The organism is Glaciimonas sp. OK215 (assembly GCF_057787885.1).
The window spans coordinates 3,415,834-3,439,157 of sequence record NZ_CM173544.1; the positions used below are offsets into that span (position 1 = coordinate 3,415,834).

Sequence of the window (23,324 nt, forward strand, 5' to 3'; positions counted from 1 at the left end):
TGGATGCTGCAATCAGCATAACTTGCTGAGCAGTGCAGCAATGCGCGCTGGCGGGGCGGATTTCGGTCGATTTCACCAACTTGGGGCAAAAAATAGCGTGGTGCCGGATTGGGTTTATATGGGTTGCGGGAAGCCATGCTACGCAAGGCGAACGGATAAAAAAACGGCCGGCGGTGACGCTGCCGGCCTGTTGCATTCAGAGGCGATCCTTCAAGCTATTCGGCAAAATCGATCAGTACGCTTTTGATCCGCAGGTTGGCTTCGAATGCCTGCCGTCCCAGATCCTTGCCCATGCCGGAGCGCTTGTAGCCGCCGGTGGGAATGACGAAATCGGCCGTCCGTCCGTAGCGATTGATCCAGACCGTGCCGGCTTCGAGATTGCGCGCCAGGCGCAACGCGCGGCCGATGTCGCGGGTGTGCACCCCGGCAGCCAGTCCATAGTCCGGATGTGCTGCCAGTGCGAGCGCTTCCGCTTCGTCGTCGAATACCTGCACGGTCAGCACGGGGCCGAAGATCTCGCTGGATACCGCTTCCATCGTACTGTCGACTCCGGTCAGGATGGTCGGTAAATAGTGCGCGCTGCTGTCTGGCGCCAGCCTGCCGCCGGCCGCCAGTTGCGCGCCGGCCGCAACAGTGCGGGCGACGATGGCGCCGATGCGATCGGCCTGGGCTTTGGAAATGATCGGGGCCAGCGTGGTCGCCTGCTGCCAGGTGGGGCCCGGCAACAACGCACTGAACGCGCGCGCAATACCGGCGATCACTTGCTCGGCCGCGCCGCGCTGCACGATCAGGCGCGAACCGGCTACGCAGACCTGGCCGGCATTGCCGGCGATGGAAGCAGCCACCATGCGCGCCACCTTGTCCAGATCCGGGGCATCGGCAAACACGATTTGCGGACTTTTCCCGCCCAGCTCCAGCGTGACCGGCTTGGTGCCGCTTTCGGCGCAGGCGCGCATGATCGCGGCGCCGGTCAGGGTCGAGCCGGTGAACGTGACCTTGGACACTTTGGGATGACGGCACAAGCTGTCGCCGGTGGTCCGGCCATCGCCCTGTATCACATTGAAAATGCCGGCCGGCACACCGGCCCGGATGGCGAGTTCGGCCAGACGCAAGACACTATACGGCGTCATTTCGGAAGGTTTCAGGACCACCGCATTGCCGGCTGCCAGCGCCGGTCCGATTTTCCATGACGCCATGACCAGCGGGAAATTCCAGGGTGCAATCGCCGCCACCACGCCGTAGGGTTCGGTAATTGTCATGCCCAGATGATCGCTGCGGGTCGCCGCCACCTCGCCGCCGTGCTTGTCGGCGTATTCGGCAAAAAACCGGATGCCTTCGGCCGTGAACGGCACATCCCATTGCGCGGCGTCGCGAATCGGGCGGGTCGAACCGAGCGCTTCCATCGGCGCCAGCGTGGCAACGTCGGCCTCGATCAGATCGGCCCAGCGGCGCAGGATGCGCGCCCGGTCGCGCGGCGGCTGGGTGGCCCAGTTGCTGGTCCTGAACGCTTGCCAGGCGTTTTCCACCGCGCGATCCACCAGCGCGGCATCGGCCACCGGCAAGCCGGCATACACGCGACCGTCGGAGGGCCGCAACACATCGATCAGATTGGTGTCGACATCGACATAGTCGCCGCCAATGAAATGCGCACTTCTGACGGAAACCTGGTCCGGAGCAAAATCCTGCATGGAAAATCCTTGAGTGAAAGTAAAAAAGCTGACGAAAATGCGGGCACTGCATTACATGTTGATGATCTCGATACTAATCCGGAATGCTGCCTATTTTGTGCCGAGCCGCTATCTAAGATCGCTATAAAATTGCGTATTTTTGCGACAGAAGACTGAATCGTGTCAGCGGAAACGCTGCATCATTAAGTCCAGTGCAAGTCTCGCCGCGGCCCGCATCAAGAGCACGGCAAAGCAAACTATCGACAAGGAGTTTTCGATGCAGGATCAAGCTTCCACCCAATTTACGCTGCGCGCGTTGACCGAGCCAGATCTGGCCGCATGCCATCGCCTTTCGCTGGCCCTGAAATGGCCGCACCGGCTGGAAGACTGGCAATTCATCTATGCGCTGGGGGCCGGCTTTGCGCTCGATAACCGGGCCGGGGACCAGCCCCCCGCCCTGGTTGGCAGCGCCATGTACTGGCAGTACGGCGACAGCCATGCCTCGCTCGGCATGGTGATCGTGCAGTCGCTGCAGCAAGGGCTGGGTCTCGGCCGCAGGCTGATGGAACGGTTGCTGGAACAGCTCGGCCAGCGCAACATCATGTTGCATGCCACCGCGGCCGGCCAGCCCTTGTACGAAAAACTGGGGTTTGTGGCCAGCGGCAAGCTGCATCAGCATCAGGGTGCGGTGTTGCAGTCGGCGCTGATTCCGCTTCCCGCCGGTGAGCGCATTCGCCCTATCGGCAGCAACGATGCCGCCAGATTGCAAGCGCTGGATGCGCGCGCCAGCGGCATGGATCGCAGCCGGGTTCTGGCGGCGCTGGGCGATGTCGCCGAAGGCGTGGCCATCGACCGCGACGGTGAAATGCTGGGCTTTGCGCTGGTGCGGCGCTTTGGCCACGGCCGCGTGATCGGCCCGGTGGTCGCGCCGGATGCGGCCCGCGCGCAAGCCCTGATCAGCCACTGGATCAACACCTACGCCGACTCCTTCATCCGCGTCGATGTGCCCGACGCCGGCGGCCTGAGCGATTGGCTGAGCGCGATCGGATTGACTCGGGTCGATACCGTGGTCGCGATGCAGAAAGGCACACCGGCGTCCAAAGATCCGGGTATGCAACTGTATTCCGTCATCAACCAGGCGCTCGGCTGAAATACCGCTTCATCAAGGACCGTTATGAGTTTCATCTACAAGGCAGACCCGGTGCGGGGCGCCGAATGGGCCAGGCTGTTTGCCGCAAAGGCGCCGGACATTCCCTTTCACTGCTGGCCGGAATGCGGCGCGGCCGAGCAGGTGCGCTACCTCGCCGCCTGGCTGCCACCGGAAGATCTGACCAGCCGGTTTCCGAATGTCGAAATGGTCTTTTCTGTCGGCGCCGGCATCGATCAGTTCGATTTTTCTCTGGTGCCGGCGCATATTCCGCTGGTGCGCATGATAGAACCGGGCATCGCCGCCGGCATGGTCGAATACGTCACGCATGCGGTACTCTCGATTCACCGCCAGAGCCATCTTTACGCACGCCAGCAGCGCGAGCGCCGTTGGCTGGCGCACCCGGTGCAACCGGCGACGGCCAGCCGGGTCGGCGTGCTCGGACTCGGAATGCTGGGGCAGGCAGTGTTGAAAAAGCTGCACGACTTCGGCTTTCCATGTGCCGGCTGGAGCCGCTCGGCCCACAGCATCGACGACGTCAGCTGTTATGCCGGCAGCGACGGCCTGGCGCAACTTCTGGCACGCACCGATATCCTGATCTGCCTGCTGCCGCTGACCGACGACACGCGCGGGATCCTGAACCGCAGACTGTTTGCGGCATTGCCGGCGGGCGCTGCGCTGATCAATGTGGGCAGAGGCGGCCATCTGGTCGAAGCCGACTTGCTGGGGGCACTCGACAGCGGTCAGTTGTCATCGGCCACGCTCGATGTCTGCGCGACCGAACCGTTGGCGGCCGATCACCGCTTCTGGGATCATCCCGGGATCGTGCTGACCCCGCACATTGCCAGCATGACGCAACCGGCCTGCGCGGTCGATGTCGTGCTCGACAACATTCGCCGGCATCAGGCCGGCCTGCCCCTGATCGGCCTGGTCGACCGGCAGCGGGGCTACTGAAAAGAGGCTGGTGGCGCAAACACAGACCGCAGAAAATGCCGCGTTGGGCCTGAAATACCCAATTCCTGCCGTTTCCGAGGCCGCATCTTGCAAGCTAACGCTGGCGCAGCGGACGTAACATGGTTGCAGGCTATTTGGCAACCTCCTTACACTCCACAGGCATCTTCGAAAACCATGCAAACCTCCTCTCTCGTCGCGCTTGACCGCAACCATCTGATTCATCCCGTGACCAACTTCCGGGCCCACGAAAAACAAGGGGTCGCCATCCTGCAATCGGCGCGCGGCGCCTACCTGACGGATCATCACGGGCATGAATTGCTGGACGCCTTCTCCGGCCTGTGGTGCGTGAATACCGGCTATGGCCAGGACAGCATCGTGCGCGTCGCTACCGAACAGATGGCACGCCTGCCCTACGCCACCGGTTACTTCGGTTTTGGTTCCGAGCCGGCGATTCTGTTGGCGGCGAAACTGGTGGAACTGACGCCCGCTTCGTTGCAGCACGTGTATTTCACGCTGGGCGGCTCGGATGCGGTGGATGCGGCGATCCGCTATATCACTCACTACTACAACTCGCTGGGCAAGCCGCTCAAAAAGCAATTCATCGCGCTCGAGCGCGGCTATCACGGCTCGTCATCGGTCGGCGCCGGCCTGACTGCGTTGCCGAACTTCCATCTCAACTTCGACCTGCCGCTGCCGAACCAGCACTATATCCCGTCGCCCTATCCGTATCGGAGCGCGGTCGGCGACGACGCTGCCGCACTGATCCAGGCTTCCGTGACGGCCCTGCGCAATAAAGTGGCGGAACTCGGGGCGGAGCGGGTCGCGGCCTTCTTCTGCGAACCGATCCAGGGCTCGGGCGGCGTGATCGTGCCGCCGGTCGGCTGGCTTAAGGCGATGCAGGACACCTGCCGCGAACTGGACATTCTGTTTGTGGTGGATGAAGTTATTACCGGCTTCGGCCGCACCGGCCCGCTGTTTGCCTGCAGCGCGGAAGACGTGCAGCCGGACCTGATGACCATGGCCAAAGGATTGACGGCAGGTTATGCCCCGATGGGCGCGCTCATGATGTCGGAGCGGGTCTACAGCACGATCGCCGACGGCGTCCCGGGCGACGCCGTGGTCGGCCACGGTCAGACCTATTCCGCCCATCCGGTCAGCGCGGCCATCGGCCTGGAAGTCCTGCGCCTGTATCACGAAGGCGGACTGCTCGCCAACGGCATTGCGCAAGCGCCGCATTTTGAACAGGGTTTGCGCGATCTGCTGGCGCATCCGCTGGTCGGCGACGCACGCAGTCGCGGGCTGCTGGGCGCGTTGGAACTGGTCGCCGACAAGGACAGCAAGCAGCGTTTTGCACCATCCCTGAAGCTGCACGAGCGGATCGCCGTTTGCGCGTATCGGCGCGGCCTGATTTTCCGGGCGTTTGGCGACAACATCCTTGGTTTTGCGCCGGCGCTGTGCTACACCGCTGACGAATTTGCGCTAATGTTTTCCAGGCTCAGGCAGATTCTGGATGAAGTGCTGGAACAACCCGAAGTCCGCAGCGCGCTGGCCTGAACGACATGCTATATCGTGCGACGAGGCCCGTCGCGACGGGCTGCAAACGTGTACCATAGGAGCCAGATACGAAGCCTGAACACGGAGTCAACAATGATTGCTAGCGGCGCCCTGAAACTTGATCGAATTGACTTGCGCATTCTTTGCCATTTGCAACAAAACAGCAGCATCACGAACGTGATGCTGGCCGATTCCGTGGGCTTGTCGCCGAGCCCCTGCCTGATCCGCGTCAAGCGTCTCGAAAAAGCCGGCTACATCACCGGCTACGGCGCCCATATCCAGCTGGAAAAATTAAGCAACGTACAACTCGTGTTCACCGAAGTCACGCTGTCCGATCATCGGCGCGAAGATTTCGCCAAATTCGAAGCCAGCATCCGCGGCATCGATGAAATCGTCGAGTGCCATCTGGTCAGCGGCGGTTACGATTACCTGCTCAAATTTGTCACCCAGGGCGTGGTGCACTACCAGAGCATCATTGAAAACCTGCTGGAACGCCATCTCTGCATCGAAAAATACTTCAGCTACATCGTCATCAAATCGCCGTTTATCAAAAACTACTACCCGCTGGAAAAATTCATTTCCGAACAAAGCTGAGCGCCATGCAGACACTGCGGCTTACTTCAGGTATTCCGCGGCGCTCGCCTGCACAAAATATTCCTGCAAGAATTCCACGCATACCCGCACCTTGGCCGAGTTGCTGAGGCGCGATGGGTAAACCGCCCAGATATTCGCCTCCTGCTGACAACCGGGCAACACCCTGACCAACTGGCCGCTTTGCAAGTACGATCCAATGTCCCAGATGGAACGCAGCACCACGCCCCGGCCGTCAATGGCCCACTGCACCGCCACTTCGCCATGATTGGTCGACAGCGGCCCGGTGACCTTCACCGTCTGTTCCTCGCCGCCTGCCCGCAGTTTCCATACTCCGAACGGATGGTCGCGCTCTTTGATCACCAGGCAATCGTGTTGCGCCAGGTCGCTCAGCGCATGCGGCTGCCCGCGCCGCGCCAGGTACGCCGAGGAGGCGCATAACACCCGGTAATTGGATGCCAGGCGGCGCGCAATCAAATGCGGCGCGATCTCGTCGCCGACCCGCACGTCGAGATCGAAGCCTTCACTGGCCACGTCCACCAGCCGGTCGAACACTTCGAAGCGCACCGTCAGCAAGGGATAACGCGCGATCAGTGTTGAAATCGCCGGGCCCACGACATTCCGGCCAAAGCCGAAACTGCTGCTGATGCGCAACGCCCCGCGCGGCACCTGGCGGGTGATGGAGACTTCCTGCAGCAAATGATCGATATCATCCAAAATTCGCTGCGCCCAGTGGTAGACGCGCTCGCCTTCCTCGGTCACCACAACGCTGCGCGTGGTGCGCTGAAACAGGCGCGTGGCCAGTTCCTCTTCAAGAATCCGGATGCGTTTGCTGATATAAGCGGGTGAACTGCCCAGTTCATCCGCCGCCGCAGAGAAACTCGATTTGCGCACCACGGCGATAAATACGCGCAGGTCGTCTGGGGTCGGGAGTTTGTTCACGGTCTGTGCACAATGGCTTAACGGAAATGAGCATTATAGTATTAAGCAGAGTGAATATACTGTTCAACATACCCGCGTCGACGACGCAACGAAAGGACCTCATGAACACCACATACAAAATCGCCGTGCTTGCGGGCGACGGCATCGGCAAGGAAGTCATGCCTGAAGGCCTGCGCGTCGTCAAGGCCGCCGCCAAGCGTTTCGGCATCACGCTGGAACTGACGGCATTCGACTGGGCCAGCTGCGACTACTATGCGCAAACCGGCAGCATGATGCCGGAAGACTGGAAAGCGCAGCTGGCGGGCATGGATGCCATCTATTTCGGCGCAGTCGGCTGGCCCGACATCGTCCCCGACCACATTTCGCTGTGGGGCTCGCTGTTGAAGTTTCGCCGTGAATTCGACCAGTACATCAACCTGCGCCCGGCCCAGACCTTCGAAGGCGTGCGCAGTCCGCTGGCCGACCGCGCCGGCGGCGATATCGACATGCTGATCGTGCGTGAAAACACCGAAGGCGAATACTCGTCGGTCGGCGGCATCATGTACGAGGGCACACCGAACGAAATCGTGATGCAGCAGGCAGTGTTCTCGCGCCGCGGCACTGACCGGGTACTCAAGTTTGCATTCGAACTGGCCAGAACGCGTGCGCGCAAACACGTCACGGTCGCCACCAAAAGCAACGGCATTTCGATCTCCATGCCCTGGTGGGATGCACGCGCCGCCGAGATGGCCAGCCAGTATCCCGACATCGGCTGGGACAAGCAACATATCGATATCCTGTGCGCGCGCTTTGTGTTGCAGCCGCAGCGCTTCGACGTCGTGGTCGCCTCCAATCTGTTCGGGGACATCCTCTCGGACCTCGGACCGGCCTGCACCGGCACCATCGGTCTGGCGCCGTCGGCGAACCTGAATCCGGAACGCAATTTTCCCTCGCTGTTCGAACCGGTGCACGGCTCCGCCCCCGATATCTACGGCAAGAATATTGCCAATCCGGTGGCGATGATCTGGTCGGGTGCGCTGATGCTCGACTTCCTCACCGGTAGCAGCGGCAGCGGCCGCCAGGCGCATGACGCCATCGTTGCGGCGATCAAATCGGTGCTGGCGAGCGGACCGCATACCGGCGATCTGGGCGGCAATGCCTCCACCACCGCGATGGGCGAAGCCATCGCCAGATTAGTCACCGAAGCCCCCTGAATCCCGAACGGAACGCCGATCATGCCTCTTTTACTCGCTCATCCGGCGCTGTTGCGCTCACAACATTTTATCGGCGGTAGCTGGCGCGACGCCCGCAGCGGCGCCAGTTTTGCCGTCGCGGATCCGGCCACCGGCCTGGATTTCGCCCGGGTCGCGGATGGCGCTGCCGCCGACGCGCGCGCCGCCAGCGATGCCGCGCATGCGGCGCTGGACCAGTGGCGCCAGACCAGCGCCCGTGAGCGCGCCCGTTTGCTCAAGCGCTGGCACGCGCTGATCCTGGCCAACACCGAGGACCTGGCCAGCCTGATTTCGCGTGAGCAGGGCAAGCCGCTGGCCGAAGCGCGCGGCGAAGTCGCTTACGGCGCGTCCTATGTCGAATGGTTTGCCGAGGAAGCGGTGCGCGCCTACGGCGATATCATTCCCGATCAGGTGCGGGGCAAGCGCATGAGCGTGGTGCGCGAACCGGTCGGCGTGGTCGCGGCGATCACGCCATGGAATTTCCCGCTGGCGATGATTGCCCGCAAGATCGCACCGGCACTGGCCGCCGGCTGCACGGTGGTCGCCAAGCCTGCGGAAGACACGCCGCTGACCGCCCTGGCGCTGGTCAGACTGGCAGAAGAAGCGGGCTTCCCGGCGGGTGTCATCAACATCGTCAGCGCTTCGCGCACGCAGACACCCGCAGTCGTCGACGACTGGCTGCAAGATGGCCGGGTGCGCAAGATCACCTTCACCGGTTCCACCCCGGTGGGCAAGCATCTGGCGCGCGGGTCGGCATCGACCCTGAAAAAGCTGTCCCTTGAGTTGGGCGGGAATGCGCCGTTTATCGTCTTCGACGACGCCGACCTGGATGCCGCCGTCGACGGCTTGATGGCATCCAAATTCCGCAACGGCGGCCAGACCTGCGTCTCGCCCAATCGCGTGTATGTGCAGGAGGCCGTGTACCAGGCGTTTGCGCAAAAACTGGTGGCGCGCGTGGCGGCGCTGAAGGTCGGCCCGGGCGGCGCCGAGGGGGTCCAGATCGGTCCGATGATCAATGCCCGCGCCATCGAGAAAATTTCCCTGCACGTGCAGGATGCGCTGACGCGCGGCGCCACCCTGTTGCTGGGCGGCGCAGCGGTGCACAACGCCCTGGCCAGCGGTCCGCTGTACTACGCGCCGACCGTGCTTGGCGACGCCACGGCGGACATGCTGTTATTCAAGGAAGAAACCTTCGGACCGGTGGTGCCGCTATTCCGCTTCGGCAGCGAGGAAGAAGCCATCCAGATGGCCAACGACACGCCGTTCGGCCTGGCGGCCTATTTCTACGCCGGCAACGCGGCACGCATCTGGCGCGTCTCGAACAGGCTGGAAAGCGGCATTGTCGGCATCAATGAAGGCGCCCTGGCCAGCGAGGCCGCGCCGTTCGGCGGCGTCAAGGAGTCCGGCTATGGCCGCGAAGGTTCGCGCTACGGGCTGGACGATTATATGCATACCAAATACATGTGCCAGGGCGGCCTGGCTTGAACCCATTTTTAAAGAAAGAAATGATGACCGCTGCCCTTCTTCCCGAATACCCGATCGAAGTCCGGTTTCCCGATCTGCTGCCCTACATGGCGGGCAATACCGGCATCCCGTATGTGCATACCTTCGCCGCCGAGACCGACGGTCCGCACGTGATGATCAATGCCCTCACGCACGGCAACGAAGTCTGCGGCGCGATCGTGGTCAAGGCGCTGCTGGACCTCGGCCTCAGACCGCGCCGCGGCAAACTGAGCCTGTCCTTCGCCAACGTCGAGGCGTATCAGCGCTTCGATCCGCTGCATCCGGATGCAGCGCGTTTTGTCGATCAGGATTTGAATCGCGTGTGGACGCGTGCAGTGCTGGACGACAAACTGCGCGATTCGTCCGAGCTGCGCCGGGCGCGCGCCATGCTGCCGGTCATCGATACGGTCGACCTGCTGCTCGACATCCACTCGATGCACGAACGCAGCGCGCCGCTGATTGTTTCCGGGCCGCTGCCCAAAGGCATCGCGCTGGCGCGGCAACTGAATATCCCGCGCCATGTGATCAGCGATGCCGGACACCCCGAGGGCCGCCGCCTGCGCGACTACGACGGCTTCGGCGCCAGCGCCAGCGAGAAAAATGCGCTGCTGATCGAATGCGGACAGCATTGGGAAAGCGCCAGCGTCGAGGTCGCCAAACACAGTACGGCGCGCTTCCTGTTGCTGGCCGGCGCGATCGAACGCGGCGACTTGCCGGACGACTGGTGGGCCGACGCGGCGGGCGCCAGCGTCGTCATCGAAGTCACGCAACCGGTCGTCGCCAGCAATCTGGATTTTCGCTTTGCCGCTGCGTACACCGGTCTGGAAACCTTTGCCGAGCCGGGCACCGTGATCGGCTGGGACAACGGTCAGCCGGTGCGCACGCCCTACCCCGACTGCGTGCTGGTGATGCCGTCCCTGCGCCAGTTGCGGGCAGGGGTAACGGTGGTCCGGTTTGGGCGGATCGTCTCCTAACCGACGACGTACGTTCCTCCTGACGGATCATGGAACGCCGCCCTCCCGCCAGATCAACGCTTCCGGGCAAGGGTCAGTCCATCGCCGACCGGCAACATCGACAGGTCGACCCGCGCATCGCCGCGGAGCTTCAGATTGAGCGCCTGGAGCGCCGCCGTGTCGTCATCCTCGGCCGGCTGCGCGACCCGGCCGCTCCACAGCACGTTGTCGATGGCGATCAGGCCGCCCTGGCGCAACAGCGTCAGGCAGCGTTCGTAATACGCGTCGTAGCCGGTCTTGTCGGCGTCGATGAACGCGAAGTCGAAACTGCCGGCCTGGCCTTCGGCGATCAGCCCGTCGAGCGTGTCGATGGCGGGCGCCAGACGCAAGTCGATCTTGGCCGCGACACCGGCCTTTTCCCAATAGCTGCGGCCGATGTCGGTGAATTCCCGGCTCACGTCGCAGGCCACGATGCGGCCGTCGGGCGGCAGCGCCAATGCCACGGCCAGCGCGCTGTAGCCGGTGAAGACGCCGATCTCAAGGGTCCTGCGGGCGCCGATCAGATTGACCAGCAGCGCCATGAACTGGCCTTGCTCGGGGGAGATCTGCATGCCCGCAAGCGGATGCTTGTGCGTGACCGCACGCAGTTCAGCCTGGACCGGATGTTCACGTAGCGAAACATCGAGCAGGTATTGATACAGGGTGTCATCCAGGTTCAGGGTGCGGTCGCTCATGGTGTCAGTCCAGTCGGTGGAGAAAGGTGTAAAGGTTATCACCGCTTTCTTTTGACGCGCAAGAGTATCGCTCTGATCGCGCTTTTGATCGATTAAGCAACGCTCCTATCCGGTTTAGGGCTGGAGCCAAAGATCCTTGACCATGTGCACTGCATCTTCCACTCCCTGGTAGTAGCCTTTTCGCAGCCCCAGCTCTCTGTACCCATGCTTCTGGTAGAACGATATCGCTCCGGCATTCCGCGCTCTTGCCTCGAGACGTATCAAATCTATACCCGCGACCCGCGCCGTCACTTCAAGCCAAGACAGCAATGTAGATCCTGCCCCCTTTCGGCGATGGGCAGGATGAACCGCAAGCAGGAGCACATGCGCTTCTTCTGCTTCATACTTCATGATGGCAAAGCCGACCAGACTGTCTCCCTGACGCACAACCACCACGTTCGTTGAGCTTTCCACAATGCTCTTCGCGACGCGCCGTGGCGTCCAATTCCACGACAGACCGTGTTCAATGGCGTCCCTGGACAGCTCAGATATCTCAAGGGCGTCACCCGGAACCGCAAGCTTGACTTCGTATTCGATGATCATTCCGCGCTCACATAAGCAAAAGTCATCTTGTCTACAGGAGGGCGCGCGTTCAAACCAGAATCGACGCTACCAGCGTTATACTCCTTGCCGTTGTAACAGGGCTCGCCAGATCCAAGAGACTAAGTTCAGAAGGAATAAGACGCTTCTCAAATATTGTAATTGCTCAGCGCGATCTTGGCCGATTCGGCGAGGTCGCCACCAGCCAGCGCTCAGTTCGGACACGGTTTCATCTGCGGCTTGATCAACGCCATAATTGTCGGCGCTTCGCAGGAGCTTACTCCAAGGATTCCACATCGCACGCAGGGGTAGAGACCTCCGGATAGAACAGTGCCCTTGGCAAGCCTTCGCATATGCCATCCAGAGTGCGTCTGATCGGCTTGCTTTCAGGAATAACCACATACGTCCGCGTCGAAAGGACCTGTTCAATCGCCAACAGCCCTGTTCCGAGAAAATGGCGGTATCCAGGCATGTCCTCGACCTGCACTTTCAGCAAGAAATCGAAATCTCCGATGATCCGGTACCGTTCCACAATTTCGGATAACACCTCGACTTTCCTCTTGAACACGCTAAGCGTTGCGATTTTATGGTCGACCAGCGCCACTTGTATAAAAATGTCCATCCTTTCTACTCCTCGCACAACACTTGGTAAGCCGCCCCTAGCGCCGACGAGCGTTGTTCAGGAGTAACTCTATGGAACGGCCTATCCGGAGAATTTTGCTATCGGTCCCCGACGGACCGCAGATGCTTAAGCCGACAGCCTGTTCGCCTGTTTTGTGACAGGGCAAGGATAGTGCACATCCATCGATTTGATTAATCACACTACTGTTCCGGAGAACCAATGCGTTCATGGAAAAAAACGCGTTGTCGTCCGACGCAAGGGTGGCGATAGATGGAGCGGTCGTCGCGACCGTCGGCATGAGCCATGCGTCGAAGCGCGCAAGCCGCCTTTGGCTTGCGCTGATTAGCTTTTCGCGAAACTGCAAGAGTTCGATGTAGTCGCTCGCACTTAATTGGGCGCCGCGCCGGATGCGTGCAGCGACACGCGGGTCGTATTCGGTTTCCCGCGCATCGATTAGCTTCTTGTGCCACGCCCACGCCTCTGCCGCTACCAGGCCGCCCTGCCTGTTCATCTCGGGTAGGGCAAGCAATTCCGGGAATGAGAAAGTTTCGACAATGGCGCCTTCCTGCTCCAGCGCACGCAAGGCGTGCGTAAAAGCGGTCGCAACCGCCGAATCGAGACCCTGTCCGACCAGGTCGGTCGTCACGCCGAGGCGCATTCCCTTGAGCGGCAGGCCAGCGGACATGTGCGTTGCCCCGATCAGCGCGGAGTCGATAATCTCGCAGCATTCGACCGTTCTCGCGATCGGCCCGATCGAATCGAGAGAATCCGACAAGGGAATTGCGCCGGTTCTGGGTATGCGCGAGGCGGTGGGTTTGAAGCCAACCAAACTGCAGAACGCAGAGGGAATACGAATCGAACCGCCGGTGTCGGTGCCGAGCGCTGCCACGGCCATATCCAGCGCCACCGACACAGCACCGCCCGAGGTCGAGCCGCCGGCAACACGCATGGCGTCAAGCGGATTGACGGGTGTCCCGTAATGCGGGTTCAACCCCAAACCCGAAAAGGCGAATTCGCTCATATTGGTGCGTCCCAGCAGTATCGCCCCAGCGCGGCGCAGCCGGCTAACGGCCTCAGCATCAGACATTGCCGGAGCGGCATTGCGCAGTACTTTTGAGCCGGCCGCAGTGATTTGTCCCTTGACGTCAAAGAGGTCTTTCACTGACACCGGCAAGCCTGCCAAGGGAGACGGCACATATCCGGCTTTGCGGGCCGCGTCGCTGGCCCGTGCGCACAGGACAGCCTCGTCAGGATCCACGCTCACGTATGCTGTACCCCCGGCGCTTCGATGCGCATCGATCCGGGCCAGCGCGTTCTGCACTAGTTCGACGCTGCTTACCTGCCCGCTTGCAAGGGCGTTCTGGCTTTCGCGGATTGATCGCATGCTTTATCTCGCGACCGGCAACGGATTGACTGTATAGCGGTGGCACAAGCTGCGATTCAGGCGGGGATCATGCAGTTCCAGCTCGAATGCGTCACCGAAAGCGAGTTCTCCGATGACCGGCTGCGTTCCGCAAAACATGGCCGTCCCGCGTGGCAGTTCTGCAGTAGAAAAACAGCGTTGGAGGAGATCTTTTGGCGCATGCATTCTCGTGACCGGCCCCTCTTGATACAAGACACGCTTGCCAGCGCTCTCCCGCCAGGCGAGCATGAGCAGTTCGTCCCAATGCGGTTCCACTTCTGCGAACCGCCACAGCGAATTTCCGACAGGTTTGGCGCACATCTGCTTCGACACAGTCACATCGTAGCTTTCAACTTTGCGGTCTGTGTGATCGGAGCCGATCCCGACCAGCAGGCCATGGTCGGAAGAAAACAGAACGAATTCTGCTTCGCCGGATGAATCCTGGCCCGGCACCTGTATGCCAGGCCCTTGCTCAAGGAGAGAGGCCGCAACTTGATAAAAGCACGGAATGGTTGTCGGTGGCGTCACACCAATTGCCGCGAGTTCGGCGATATGTTTTTGCACCATGTCAATATCGCGGCCGGTCCAACCGGCAATGATTGCGTGATCGACGCCGATCTCGATCGGACCATGTCCGACGAGGTTGAATTTAAGAAAAGTCATGTTGATTTCCAAAAAAATGGATGATAAGAGACCGCAGCATCCGCATGCTGCATCAATAGTAAGTACAGGATCAGTCGAACAGCGTCAGGCCAGCCAATCGACCATCTCTCGTGGCGCTTGCAAGAGGAGCTCCGGCCCATGGTCAGTCAACAGGACCATGTCGCCCAGGGCCGCACCGCCGTTCCCGGGGATGAAATGGTTGGGATGCAACTCCAGAAGCATGCCCGCGCGCGCCGTGGCCGGTTGCGGATCGGCTGGCGCAGGGTGTTCGAAATGCTGTGGAAATGCTGCCGTCGTCACCGGGTCCTCGTACGAAAAGCCCAGACCGTGGCCGTAACGAAAGCGCACCATGCGCGCCACTTCTTCCTCGGAATAGTGCGCAAGCAGCTCCGCGTGCATGGCGCGTTCGACATCGGCTAGCTGCGCCCCCGGGCAAAGCGCAGCCAATCCCCGTTCCTGCATGGCTTCGACGATTTGAAAAAGACGAACATGGCGTTCGGCCGGGACGCCGCATGAACCCATCCGGATGCCGTGCCCCCAATAGCCATCCAGGCGCAACATGATCCCGAACAGGACCTGGTCCCCCGGTTGGGGAATGTTTTCGCATTCCTCCCGGTAGTACCTGGGATAGTCGGCAGCGGGTCCTACCGTCATCCAGGTCTTGCAGTATTCCGCGCCGGCACTCTTTCCAATCGCTTCGAGTGCTGCTTGTACCTGGTAGACCGGCCTGCCACCGGCCAGTTCTCTGCCAACGGCCGCGAACATCGCGTCGCAGACTTCTGCCGCACTGCGGTGGGCGGCAATCTGTATTGCGTCTTTGATCACGCGCATCTGGTCAACCTGTGCCGTGACGTCGACGAGCGCGACCTGTGGCAGTGCGGCAGACAATGACTGAAACACTGGATACGGCATTTCAGAGAGACCGACAATGCCGAGGCGACGCGTTGTCATCCTTGCCTGTTCCAGCGCTTGGGCAACGGCCAGCCCGAAAGACGGTGGCTTGATGAACCGTGTCTCGGGGGCGATATTGCGCAATTTTGCGAGCGGCATGAGAAAGGCGCTACCCACCAACAGTCGGGACAAGACCGGTGTGCACACAAACATGGAGGACGCCTCATGACTATCCCAATCCGTAAGGAAACGCATATAGCCGTGGGAAGATGTGCTTGCACCCAGGGCGCTGCCATAGCCGTACACAATGAACCCGCAGATTTGATCCTGGGCCAAGGTTGCTAACAGTTCACGCCGCCGCATCAGCAGGTGGGATGGTGGGGTTTTCATAAGATTCCGTTCGCTTTAATCAGCGCTCCTATTACACATGATAGTTAGCATCCCTTCCTGGCGCGGCTACTTCACCACCGTCAGCATTTTGCGTTCACCATGCGCGTAGGTGTAAATCGTCAGCGCGCCTTCTCTCAGGTCGCCCTTCTTGTCGAAGTCGATTTGCCCCGTAACGCCGTCATAGCGGGTATTTGCGAGCGCAGGCAGATACTTTACAGGCTGCGAAGAGTTCGCCGCTTTCATCGCCCCTACCATGACATACACGGCATCGTAGGCGTAGGGCGCATAAATTTGCACATCGCTGCCAAACTTCTTCTTATAGGCGTCCTTAAAGGCATTCATTTTTGTTTCGCGGGCGCGCTCGACGCCACCGGGTTCGGCACAGACGACCTGATTATCGACGAGCGCGTCCCCGGCCAGAGAGATCAACGCCAGTGTGCACAAACCATCCCCGCCTAACAGTTTTGCAGTGACGCCTAGCTGCTTCATCTGGCGCAGCATAGGGCCGGCCTGGGCGTCGGTACCGCCATAGAAAATAACGTCGGGCTTTTTGCTTTTAATACTGGTGAGAATGGCCGCAAAGTCCGTTGCCTGGTTGTTGGTGTATTGCTGTGAAACGATTTCGGTGTCTTTGGCATTGCTCTTGACCCCTTTTATAAATTCCTCAGCAAGTCCCTGGCCGTATGAAGTGCGATCATCCACCACGGCGATTCGCTTGGCTTTAAGAATCCGGAGCGCGTATCGTCCGAGCGCCCCGCCCAGTTGGCTATCGTTAGCAACCACCCGGAACGCCGTCTTAAAGCCCTGCTCCGTATATTTCGGATTGGTCGCAGACGGGGATATCTGGGGAATGCCCGCATCCGAGTAGATTTTCGATGCTGGGATAGTGGTCCCCGAGTTGACGTGGCCTACCACCCCAACCACTCCTGCGTCGACCAGCTTTTGCGCCACTGCCGTGGCCTGCTTCGGATCGGCGGCATCGTCTTCGCCATCAAGCTGGAACCTGACTTTCTTTCCCCCGATAACTGGCGCCGTGGCGTTGATCTCATCTACGGCCATCTTTGCCCCGTTTTCGGCATCTTTGCCGATGTGCGCGGTATTGCCGGTCTTTGGCCCGACCTCGCCAATCTTGATGACGCTTTCCTGCCCGAAAACGGCTGCGCAGGTGGCGACAGAAAGGACGGCAACATAGGTTCGTGCTAGCAGCGACATGATAATCTCCGTTGTGAATGATATATATTTGCGACGACTACGCCGTCTCTTGTGTTGCAGGCTTTAGTTTCGTGCGGGCTACGTAAATAGTCCAACGACTAATTTTTAGTTGTTCCGATCAAATATTTTTATCGGTCGCGCTGGCGCTTCGTGGCGCGGCTTGAGGAGCGTTGAATGAACGTGCGGTTCCTGGAAACCTTCGTATGGGTGGCCCGGCTGAAGAACTTCCGCCTGACCGCTGAACGGCTGCACACCACGCAGGCCGCTATTTCGAGCCGGATTGCGGTACTTGAAGAGGATTTCGGCGTGCGGCTCTTCGACCGCGGCACCAGGGAAGTCGCATTGACCCGCCACGGCACCCAAGCCCTGGCGTATGCCGAAAGGATATTAAAGCTTGTGTACGAGATGCGGCAGGATCTGTCCGATCCGCAGCAGGTCGCCGGCAACGTGCGGGTCGGCGCAATCGAGTCGGTCGTGCATAGCTGGCTGCCAATGTTCATGAACCGCATGGACGAAACCTACCCGAATATGTCGATAGAACTGTCCAGCGACACTACCAGTCACCTATGTGAGCAGCTTGCCTTAGGGACACTGGATATCGTTTTTCAAAGCGCGCCGATTGTCGATTCCGGCGTTACCAACCTGCTGCTTGGCGCATTCCCGATGTATTGGGTTGCCAGCCCGCAATTGCAGATCGCAGCGGAAACCCTGTCGCCTGTGGACCTGGCCACATTCCGTATCCTCAGTTTTGCGCGAGACTCGGCACCGCATCAGGGCATCGTCCGCATGTTCGACGGTCTTTCCCCGGAGCACCTCAGTATCAATTGCATCACGACAGCTGCCGCGATAATCCGGCTGGCCGTCGAAGGATTCGGCATAGCCGTCCTGCCTCCGGCCATCATCCAGCAGGAGCTCTTGCGCGGTGATCTTTGCCTGTTAAAGGTGGCCGAACGTTTTCCGAACCTGACATTGGTTGCTTCTTACCGGTCAAGTCCCGAAAACCCGTTGTTTGGCACAATCGGGCGACTGGCGCAAAAAGTCGTCGCAGAATTCGCGGCTATTTCAGGCGGGGATGTAGCGTTGCTCCCGGAAACGTTGCTGCCCTAAGCAAGCTGAGATGACGATATCGCTTTCACGATCCTGCCGAAATCTTGCCTGATCCTGCAAACAAACACGCCAAGACAACACGAATAGGGCATAAACTCATAGACTCTTTGCCTCTTCGTCCAATCTGCCGCCATGAATAGCCAGCCACAGTCATCATTCGCTCCCGCCGTCGCGCCGGAGCTTGAACAACAACAAAAGGAACTCGCCACGCTGGCCGGACGCTTTGCGCAGGCCGACGGCTTGTATCTCACCGGGATACCGGGTTTGTCGCTGTACCGCTGGTCGATGCCATCGGATCCGTGTCACGGCCTGTACGATCCGGCGCTGGCCGTGATTGCTCAGGGAAGCAAGCGGGTTATCTCCGGCGATGAGGTGTTTGTTTATGACGAGCTCAACTATCTGGTCACCTCGGTCGATTTGCCGACCGTGGCGCAAATCAGCCGGGCCACGCCCGAGCACCCGTTTCTGTGCGTCAAGCTGGATCTCGACACCGAGCAAATCAGCGACATGATGGCAGAAGGCGCACTGCCAACGTCGGTGGTCCAGCATGCCGGGCGCGGCATGTTCGTCGGTCGTCTGGATAGCGCGCTGCTGGATGCGGTAATTCGCTTGCTGCGCTTGCTGGAGAACCCGCACGATATCCCGGCACTGGCGCCGTTGATTCAGCGGGAAATCCTGTATCGTCTGCTGACCAGCGAGCAAGGCGCGCGCCTGCGCCAGATCGTGCTGGCCGACAGCCAGGCGCAAAAGATCGCCAAGGCAATCGATTGGCTGAAACAGAATTACGCGTTGCCGCTAAAGATTGAAACGCTGGCGCGCAGCGTCAACATGAGCCCGTCCTCGCTGCACCATCACTTCCGCTCGGTGACTGCCATGAGCCCTTTGCAGTATCAAAAACAGTTGCGGCTACAGACAGCGCGGCGGCTGATGCTCAGCGAAATGCTGGATGCGGCCACCGCCGGTCATCGCGTCGGCTACGAGAGCGCTTCGCAATTCAGCCGCGAATACAGCCGCATGTTCAGTGCGCCGCCGTTGAAGGATATTGCGCGCTTGCGCGAGATTCAGCTGGTACCGACCTTCGGTAAAGAGGCCGTCAGCGAAATGTAAGCTTCACGCGGAACACGCTGCCAGCGTGCCGTCCTGTTGCTGCCCGTCTTTGGCCGCGCCTACCGTCAATTGCGGCGGCAACGATACAGCATTCTTGACCGCAACGATCTCGGCCAATATCGACAACGCGATTTCCGGCGGCGTCTTGCTGCCGATATACAGCCCGGCCGGTCCGCGCAGGCGCGCCAGTTCGCTGTCGGACATGCCGAAATGCTGTCGCAGGCGCTCTACCCGCCTGGCATGATTCGCACGCGAGCCCAGCGCACCGACATAAAATGCCGGCGAACGCAACGCATCGATCAAGGCCAGATCGTCCAGCTTGGGATCATGCGTCAATGCAATGATGGCGGTTCTGGCATCCGGTTGCGCGGCCAGCACCACATCGTCCGGCATCTCGCCACTCAGTTGTACGCCGCGTACATTCCAGTCGGCCCGGTATTCTTCACGCGGATCGCAGACGGTCACATCGAAGCCCAACCCGACGGCAACTTCGGCAAAATAGCGCGACAACTGACCGGCGCCAATCACAATCAGGCGATAGCGAGGACCAAGCACATGGCTGAGAATGCTGCCGTCGAATGCCAGTTCGCTGCCGGCGCCTGCCGCATCCAGACTCACCTTCCCGCTGCGCAAATCAAGTGCGCGCCGCGTCGGCTGGCGTTGTTGCAGAAGCGTTACCAGCTCATCGATCCGGCTGCGCGCGCCAAGCGGCTCCAGCACCAGTTGCAGGGTGCCGCCGCAGGGTAGACCGAAGCGCTGCGCCTGTTCGGCCCCGATACCGTAGGTCATCAGGCCCGGCAGTCCATTCTTGCATAAGGCGGAAATCCCGGCATCCCTGACTTTGGCGATCAGATCATCTTCGATGCAGCCGCCGGATACCGAACCGGCCACCACGCCATCGGCACGAATCCCCATCATCGCACCCGGCGGCCGCGGCGACGAACCCCAGGTCCGGACCACCGTGACAAGTACGCTCGGTTGCTGCGCGCCCAGCCATTGCCGGCAGGTCAGCAATACATTCAGATCGGCGGCTTCCATGGCATTCCTTTCGCGCTACCTGTCATGTCTTCGTCAGTTGATCGGCGACAGGCAGCTTACGCAAACGTTTGCCGACCGCGTTGAAAATCGCATTCACGACCGCAGGCGCCACCGGTGGCACGCCGGGTTCGCCGACCCCGCTAGGCTTCTCGGCCGATGCCACGATATGTACCTCGATCCTGGGCATCTCGTTGATGCGCAAGACCTGATAGTCATGGAAGTTCGATTGTTCGACCACGCCGTCCTTGAGCGTGATCGCACCGTGCAGGGCAGCGGCCAGACCAAAGCCGATGCCGCCTTCGATCTGCGCCTTGATCACGTCCGGATTGACCGTCAGTCCGCAATCCACCGCGCAAACGATGCGATCGACCTTGAAACTGCCATCCGCTTTGACCGTGATTTCGGCTACCTGTGCGACGAAGGAATTGAATGACTCGTGCACCGCCAGACCGCGCCCGCGCCGTTCCCCCTTGGCGCCCGCCGCCAGCGGTTTGGACCAACCTGCCTGGCGCGCTGCCAGTTGCAGCACGCCGCGATGACGCGGATGCCGGGATAGCAAAGCCAGGCGGAACGCCAACGGATCCTTACCGGCCGCAATCGCCGCTTCGTCGATCAGGCCTTCGGATGAAAAAGCGGTATGCGTATGGCCTACCGAACGGAACCACTGTATCGGTACGCCGACGTCGCTCGGCGTGTACAACTCAACCTGCAAATTGGGCACCTCGTAAGGCAGGTCGGCTTGCCCTTCTACCGAGGTCGGGTCGATGCCGTTCTTGACCATGCCCTCGAATCCCGTGCCATGCATGATCGATTGTCCGGCCAGCCTGACATGCCAGGCCAGCAAACGCCCCTGCGCATCCAGCGCCAGCCGCGCCCGGTGCAGGTTCAGCGGACGGTAATAACCGCCGCGCGTATCGTCTTCGCGCATCCAGACCATTTTGACCGGGCCCTTGACGCCCTGCTCGCGCGCGGCTTTGGCAATCGCAACCGCTTCCAGCAAATAGTCCGCATGCGGATTGGCGCGGCGGCCGAAACTACCGCCGGCATATAGTTGGTTGATCTTGACCCGGTCCGCTGTCAGGCCCAACAACTTGGCGACTGCCGCCTGGTCTGTGGTCTGAAACTGTTCTCCATTCCAGATTTCGCAGGTGCCGTCGCCGAGCTGCACCAGACAGTTCAACGGCTCCATCGATGCATGCGCCAGGAACGGCACCTCGTAGTCGGCTTCAATCAGTTTGGCGGGCTTGGCCAGTGCCGCGTCGACGTCGCCGACCTTGTTGGCGATCATGCCGGGACGCGCCACCGCTGCGCGATACTGCGCCAGGATTTCGGCCGATCCCTGTCTGTAGGCCTGGCTTTCGTCCCACTCCACTTTGAGCGCATCGCGTCCCTGACGGGCGGCCCAGGTATTGGTCGCCAGCACGGCAACACCGGCAAAGCTGTGCGGCGTGCCGGCGAACTGCACCACCTGTACCACACCGGGAATGGCCTTGGCCTTGCTGGCATCGACGCTTTTAACCGTCGCGCCGAAGCGGCTCGGATGCAACGGCACCGCTACCAGCATGCCGGGCAGCTTGATGTCCTGCGTAAACATCGCCGTGCCATTGGTCTTTGCCTGGCTATCGATGCGCGGCAATCTGGCGTTGCCGATCAGTTTGAAATCTTTCGGCGCTTTCAGTTGGACGTCGGTCGGCACCGGTTGCGCCGCCGCTGCGGCGGCCAGTTCGCCGAAACCGGCCTGACGCCCGGATGCGGCATGCCGCAGCACGCCGTTACTGACGGTAATACTGTGCGGCGCCACTTGCCATTTGGCCGCCGCCGCCGCAACCAGCATCGCGCGCGCCGTTGCGCCAGCCTTGCGCATTTGCTCGTAAGAGTTGGCGATCGAAGTGCTGCCGCCGGTGCCTTGCAAACCGAATGCATTGTTCTTGTAACGCGCGACATCAGCCGGCGCGCCTTCGACCCGGACCCGGCTCCAGTCGGCGTCGAGTTCCTCCGCAGCCAAGGTGGCCAGGCCGGTATACACGCCCTGCCCCATTTCCAGGTGCTTGGCAATAATCGTGACAATGCCATCGCTGCCGATCTGAACGAAGGCATTCGGTTCAAACACGGCAGCAGTGCCGGTGGCGGCCATCAGCGCACCGAGCTGCAGGCCTAATACGAGGCCGCCGCTTGCTTGCATGAAGCGGCGACGGCTGACGTTGGCGATAGGCGGATGACGGCTATTCTCTGGGCCGGACGATACAGCTGGGAAAGCGCGATCGATGGATTTCATCAGGGTCTCCTGTTATGCCAGCGTCTTGGCGGCTTCGTGAATCGCCGCACGGATGCGTACGTAGGTGGCACAACGGCAGATATTTCCGCTCATGGCAGAATCGATATCGGCATCCGTCGGCCGCTTGTTCTGGCTCAGCAGCGATACCGCGGACATGATTTGCCCGGACTGGCAGTAACCGCATTGCACCACGTCCAGCTTGCGCCACGCCGCCTGTACCGCCTGTCCCACCTTGCCCGCATCAACGCCTTCTATGGTAGTGATTTTTTTTCCGGCTGCGGCCGAGATCGGGGTGACGCAAGAGCGGGTCGCGGTGCCGTCCAGATGGACGGTACAAGCGCCGCAGAGTGCCATGCCGCAACCGAATTTGGTGCCGGTGAGGTTGGCAACATCGCGTAACGCCCATAACAAAGGCATGTCGGCGGGAGCGTCGATTTGCGTATCCTTGCCGTTGATGTTCAGGCTGACCATGGGTTCCTCTTTCGGTTGGTTGAAGAGTGCATTGCGCGTAGGTGAAGACCTTGTTGCGAGCGCAAGGCGACGACGCAAGATTGCACGACACAGCAAGATTAAAGCCACAGGGGAAGAACGACAATGCCTGATCCTGCTGGATTATTGCCTGATCCGGCGCGCTTGTCCGAATGCCGGGCCAGTAGTCAGTCCAGTTGGATTGGAGGGAAAGAAATCGATGGATTTTCTCCCGCCGGCACGATGGTGGCGGCGGACGATGGTTGCGCCTCTGGAACACTTGTAACGTAAGCGGATACCCTGAATGTCACTGC

General features: G+C 60.7%; 22 protein-coding genes. 10 read left to right on the forward strand and 12 right to left on the reverse strand.

Features of this window, described 5'->3' with window-relative positions:
* Positions 1–215: 215 nt before the first annotated feature.
* Complete coding sequence (locus AC3CHX_RS15595; protein WP_488628956.1) at positions 216–1,688, reverse strand: aldehyde dehydrogenase family protein; 1,473 nt, start codon at positions 1,686–1,688, stop codon at positions 216–218.
* A gap of 9 nt (positions 1,689–1,697) precedes the next feature.
* On the opposite strand from AC3CHX_RS15595, the gene AC3CHX_RS15600 reads away from it, so the two are divergent.
* From AC3CHX_RS15600 to AC3CHX_RS15620, 5 genes are all read left to right on the forward strand, one after another.
* Positions 1,698–1,844: a hypothetical protein gene (locus AC3CHX_RS15600; RefSeq protein ID WP_488628957.1), complete on the forward strand. Its 147-nt coding sequence runs from the start codon at positions 1,698–1,700 to the stop codon at positions 1,842–1,844.
* Between the two features lie 100 nt (positions 1,845–1,944).
* Positions 1,945–2,817: a GNAT family N-acetyltransferase gene (locus AC3CHX_RS15605; RefSeq protein ID WP_488628958.1), complete on the forward strand. Its 873-nt coding sequence runs from the start codon at positions 1,945–1,947 to the stop codon at positions 2,815–2,817.
* A 24-nt stretch (positions 2,818–2,841) separates the two neighbouring features.
* Positions 2,842–3,768 (forward strand): 2-hydroxyacid dehydrogenase, encoded by a 927-nt coding sequence (locus tag AC3CHX_RS15610; RefSeq protein ID WP_488628959.1) that lies wholly within the window; start codon positions 2,842–2,844, stop codon positions 3,766–3,768.
* 174 nt (positions 3,769–3,942) lie between these two features.
* Complete coding sequence (locus AC3CHX_RS15615) at positions 3,943–5,322, forward strand: aminotransferase class III-fold pyridoxal phosphate-dependent enzyme (protein ID WP_488628960.1); 1,380 nt, start codon at positions 3,943–3,945, stop codon at positions 5,320–5,322.
* Positions 5,323–5,415: 93 nt separating this feature from the next.
* Complete coding sequence (locus tag AC3CHX_RS15620; RefSeq protein WP_488628961.1) at positions 5,416–5,916, forward strand: Lrp/AsnC family transcriptional regulator; 501 nt, start codon at positions 5,416–5,418, stop codon at positions 5,914–5,916.
* A gap of 21 nt (positions 5,917–5,937) precedes the next feature.
* Here AC3CHX_RS15620 and AC3CHX_RS15625 read toward each other — a convergent pair whose 3' ends face one another.
* Positions 5,938–6,855 carry a LysR substrate-binding domain-containing protein gene (locus tag AC3CHX_RS15625; protein WP_488628962.1) on the reverse strand — a complete coding sequence of 306 codons (918 nt, stop codon included), beginning with the start codon at positions 6,853–6,855 and terminating at the stop codon, positions 5,938–5,940.
* A gap of 101 nt (positions 6,856–6,956) precedes the next feature.
* Between AC3CHX_RS15625 and AC3CHX_RS15630 the strand changes: the two genes are divergently transcribed.
* Genes AC3CHX_RS15630 through AC3CHX_RS15640 form a run of 3 tightly spaced genes read left to right on the forward strand, consistent with a single transcriptional unit; the run spans position 6,957 to position 10,543 of the window.
* Positions 6,957–8,048 carry a tartrate dehydrogenase gene (locus AC3CHX_RS15630; protein ID WP_488628963.1) on the forward strand — a complete coding sequence of 364 codons (1,092 nt, stop codon included), beginning with the start codon at positions 6,957–6,959 and terminating at the stop codon, positions 8,046–8,048.
* Between the two features lie 21 nt (positions 8,049–8,069).
* On the forward strand, positions 8,070–9,551 hold the full coding sequence (locus tag AC3CHX_RS15635; RefSeq protein ID WP_488628964.1) for an NAD-dependent succinate-semialdehyde dehydrogenase: 1,482 nt from the start codon (positions 8,070–8,072) through the stop codon (positions 9,549–9,551).
* A gap of 20 nt (positions 9,552–9,571) precedes the next feature.
* Positions 9,572–10,543: a M14 family metallopeptidase gene (locus tag AC3CHX_RS15640; RefSeq protein WP_488644836.1), complete on the forward strand. Its 972-nt coding sequence runs from the start codon at positions 9,572–9,574 to the stop codon at positions 10,541–10,543.
* Between the two features lie 53 nt (positions 10,544–10,596).
* Here the strand turns inward: AC3CHX_RS15640 and AC3CHX_RS15645 are convergent, their stop codons facing one another.
* From AC3CHX_RS15645 to AC3CHX_RS15675, 7 genes are all read right to left on the reverse strand, one after another.
* Positions 10,597–11,256, reverse strand: a complete 660-nt coding sequence (locus tag AC3CHX_RS15645) for a class I SAM-dependent methyltransferase (protein ID WP_488628965.1) — start codon at positions 11,254–11,256, stop codon at positions 10,597–10,599.
* Between the two features lie 114 nt (positions 11,257–11,370).
* Complete coding sequence (gene rimI, locus AC3CHX_RS15650) at positions 11,371–11,838, reverse strand: ribosomal protein S18-alanine N-acetyltransferase (protein ID WP_488628966.1); 468 nt, start codon at positions 11,836–11,838, stop codon at positions 11,371–11,373.
* Positions 11,839–12,112: 274 nt separating this feature from the next.
* A complete protein-coding gene (locus AC3CHX_RS15655; protein WP_488628967.1) occupies positions 12,113–12,457 on the reverse strand; it encodes an Lrp/AsnC ligand binding domain-containing protein in 345 nt (114 codons plus the stop codon).
* Positions 12,458–12,494: 37 nt separating this feature from the next.
* Complete coding sequence (locus AC3CHX_RS15660) at positions 12,495–13,841, reverse strand: amidase (protein ID WP_488628968.1); 1,347 nt, start codon at positions 13,839–13,841, stop codon at positions 12,495–12,497.
* A gap of 3 nt (positions 13,842–13,844) precedes the next feature.
* Positions 13,845–14,522: a DUF2848 domain-containing protein gene (locus AC3CHX_RS15665; protein WP_488628969.1), complete on the reverse strand. Its 678-nt coding sequence runs from the start codon at positions 14,520–14,522 to the stop codon at positions 13,845–13,847.
* Positions 14,523–14,606: 84 nt separating this feature from the next.
* The gene (locus tag AC3CHX_RS15670; protein WP_488628970.1) at positions 14,607–15,803 is read right to left on the reverse strand and encodes a M24 family metallopeptidase; all 1,197 of its coding nucleotides are present in this window, start codon (positions 15,801–15,803) and stop codon (positions 14,607–14,609) included.
* 66 nt (positions 15,804–15,869) lie between these two features.
* Complete coding sequence (locus AC3CHX_RS15675) at positions 15,870–17,015, reverse strand: branched-chain amino acid ABC transporter substrate-binding protein (protein WP_488628971.1); 1,146 nt, start codon at positions 17,013–17,015, stop codon at positions 15,870–15,872.
* A gap of 174 nt (positions 17,016–17,189) precedes the next feature.
* Between AC3CHX_RS15675 and AC3CHX_RS15680 the strand changes: the two genes are divergently transcribed.
* Both AC3CHX_RS15680 and AC3CHX_RS15685 read left to right on the forward strand, forming a co-directional pair.
* Entirely contained in the window at positions 17,190–18,122 is a 933-nt protein-coding gene (locus AC3CHX_RS15680) for a LysR family transcriptional regulator (RefSeq protein ID WP_488628972.1), read from the forward strand.
* A gap of 132 nt (positions 18,123–18,254) precedes the next feature.
* The gene (locus AC3CHX_RS15685) at positions 18,255–19,229 is read left to right on the forward strand and encodes an AraC family transcriptional regulator (protein WP_488628973.1); all 975 of its coding nucleotides are present in this window, start codon (positions 18,255–18,257) and stop codon (positions 19,227–19,229) included.
* A gap of 3 nt (positions 19,230–19,232) precedes the next feature.
* Here AC3CHX_RS15685 and AC3CHX_RS15690 read toward each other — a convergent pair whose 3' ends face one another.
* From AC3CHX_RS15690 to AC3CHX_RS15700, 3 genes are all read right to left on the reverse strand, one after another.
* A complete protein-coding gene (locus tag AC3CHX_RS15690; RefSeq protein WP_488628974.1) occupies positions 19,233–20,267 on the reverse strand; it encodes an XdhC family protein in 1,035 nt (344 codons plus the stop codon).
* Between the two features lie 22 nt (positions 20,268–20,289).
* A complete protein-coding gene (locus AC3CHX_RS15695; protein ID WP_488644837.1) occupies positions 20,290–22,449 on the reverse strand; it encodes a xanthine dehydrogenase family protein molybdopterin-binding subunit in 2,160 nt (719 codons plus the stop codon).
* 105 nt (positions 22,450–22,554) lie between these two features.
* Entirely contained in the window at positions 22,555–23,013 is a 459-nt protein-coding gene (locus tag AC3CHX_RS15700) for a (2Fe-2S)-binding protein (RefSeq protein WP_488628975.1), read from the reverse strand.
* Positions 23,014–23,324: the final 311 nt, after the last annotated feature.

Coding starts and splice junctions, on each gene's coding strand:
- AC3CHX_RS15595 (WP_488628956.1), bottom strand. CDS start 1,688: ATGCAGGATTTTGCTCCGGACCAGGTTTCCGTCAGAAGTGCGCATTTC.
- AC3CHX_RS15605 (WP_488628958.1), top strand. CDS start 1,945: ATGCAGGATCAAGCTTCCACCCAATTTACGCTGCGCGCGTTGACCGAG.
- AC3CHX_RS15610 (WP_488628959.1), top strand. CDS start 2,842: ATGAGTTTCATCTACAAGGCAGACCCGGTGCGGGGCGCCGAATGGGCC.
- AC3CHX_RS15615 (WP_488628960.1), top strand. CDS start 3,943: ATGCAAACCTCCTCTCTCGTCGCGCTTGACCGCAACCATCTGATTCAT.
- AC3CHX_RS15620 (WP_488628961.1), top strand. CDS start 5,416: ATGATTGCTAGCGGCGCCCTGAAACTTGATCGAATTGACTTGCGCATT.
- AC3CHX_RS15630 (WP_488628963.1), top strand. CDS start 6,957: ATGAACACCACATACAAAATCGCCGTGCTTGCGGGCGACGGCATCGGC.
- AC3CHX_RS15635 (WP_488628964.1), top strand. CDS start 8,070: ATGCCTCTTTTACTCGCTCATCCGGCGCTGTTGCGCTCACAACATTTT.
- AC3CHX_RS15640 (WP_488644836.1), top strand. CDS start 9,572: ATGATGACCGCTGCCCTTCTTCCCGAATACCCGATCGAAGTCCGGTTT.
- AC3CHX_RS15645 (WP_488628965.1), bottom strand. CDS start 11,256: ATGAGCGACCGCACCCTGAACCTGGATGACACCCTGTATCAATACCTG.
- rimI (WP_488628966.1), bottom strand. CDS start 11,838: ATGATCATCGAATACGAAGTCAAGCTTGCGGTTCCGGGTGACGCCCTT.
- AC3CHX_RS15655 (WP_488628967.1), bottom strand. CDS start 12,457: ATGGACATTTTTATACAAGTGGCGCTGGTCGACCATAAAATCGCAACG.
- AC3CHX_RS15660 (WP_488628968.1), bottom strand. CDS start 13,841: ATGCGATCAATCCGCGAAAGCCAGAACGCCCTTGCAAGCGGGCAGGTA.
- AC3CHX_RS15665 (WP_488628969.1), bottom strand. CDS start 14,522: ATGACTTTTCTTAAATTCAACCTCGTCGGACATGGTCCGATCGAGATC.
- AC3CHX_RS15670 (WP_488628970.1), bottom strand. CDS start 15,803: ATGAAAACCCCACCATCCCACCTGCTGATGCGGCGGCGTGAACTGTTA.
- AC3CHX_RS15675 (WP_488628971.1), bottom strand. CDS start 17,015: ATGTCGCTGCTAGCACGAACCTATGTTGCCGTCCTTTCTGTCGCCACC.
- AC3CHX_RS15680 (WP_488628972.1), top strand. CDS start 17,190: ATGAACGTGCGGTTCCTGGAAACCTTCGTATGGGTGGCCCGGCTGAAG.
- AC3CHX_RS15685 (WP_488628973.1), top strand. CDS start 18,255: ATGAATAGCCAGCCACAGTCATCATTCGCTCCCGCCGTCGCGCCGGAG.
- AC3CHX_RS15690 (WP_488628974.1), bottom strand. CDS start 20,267: ATGGAAGCCGCCGATCTGAATGTATTGCTGACCTGCCGGCAATGGCTG.
- AC3CHX_RS15695 (WP_488644837.1), bottom strand. CDS start 22,449: ATGCAAGCAAGCGGCGGCCTCGTATTAGGCCTGCAGCTCGGTGCGCTG.
- AC3CHX_RS15700 (WP_488628975.1), bottom strand. CDS start 23,013: ATGGTCAGCCTGAACATCAACGGCAAGGATACGCAAATCGACGCTCCC.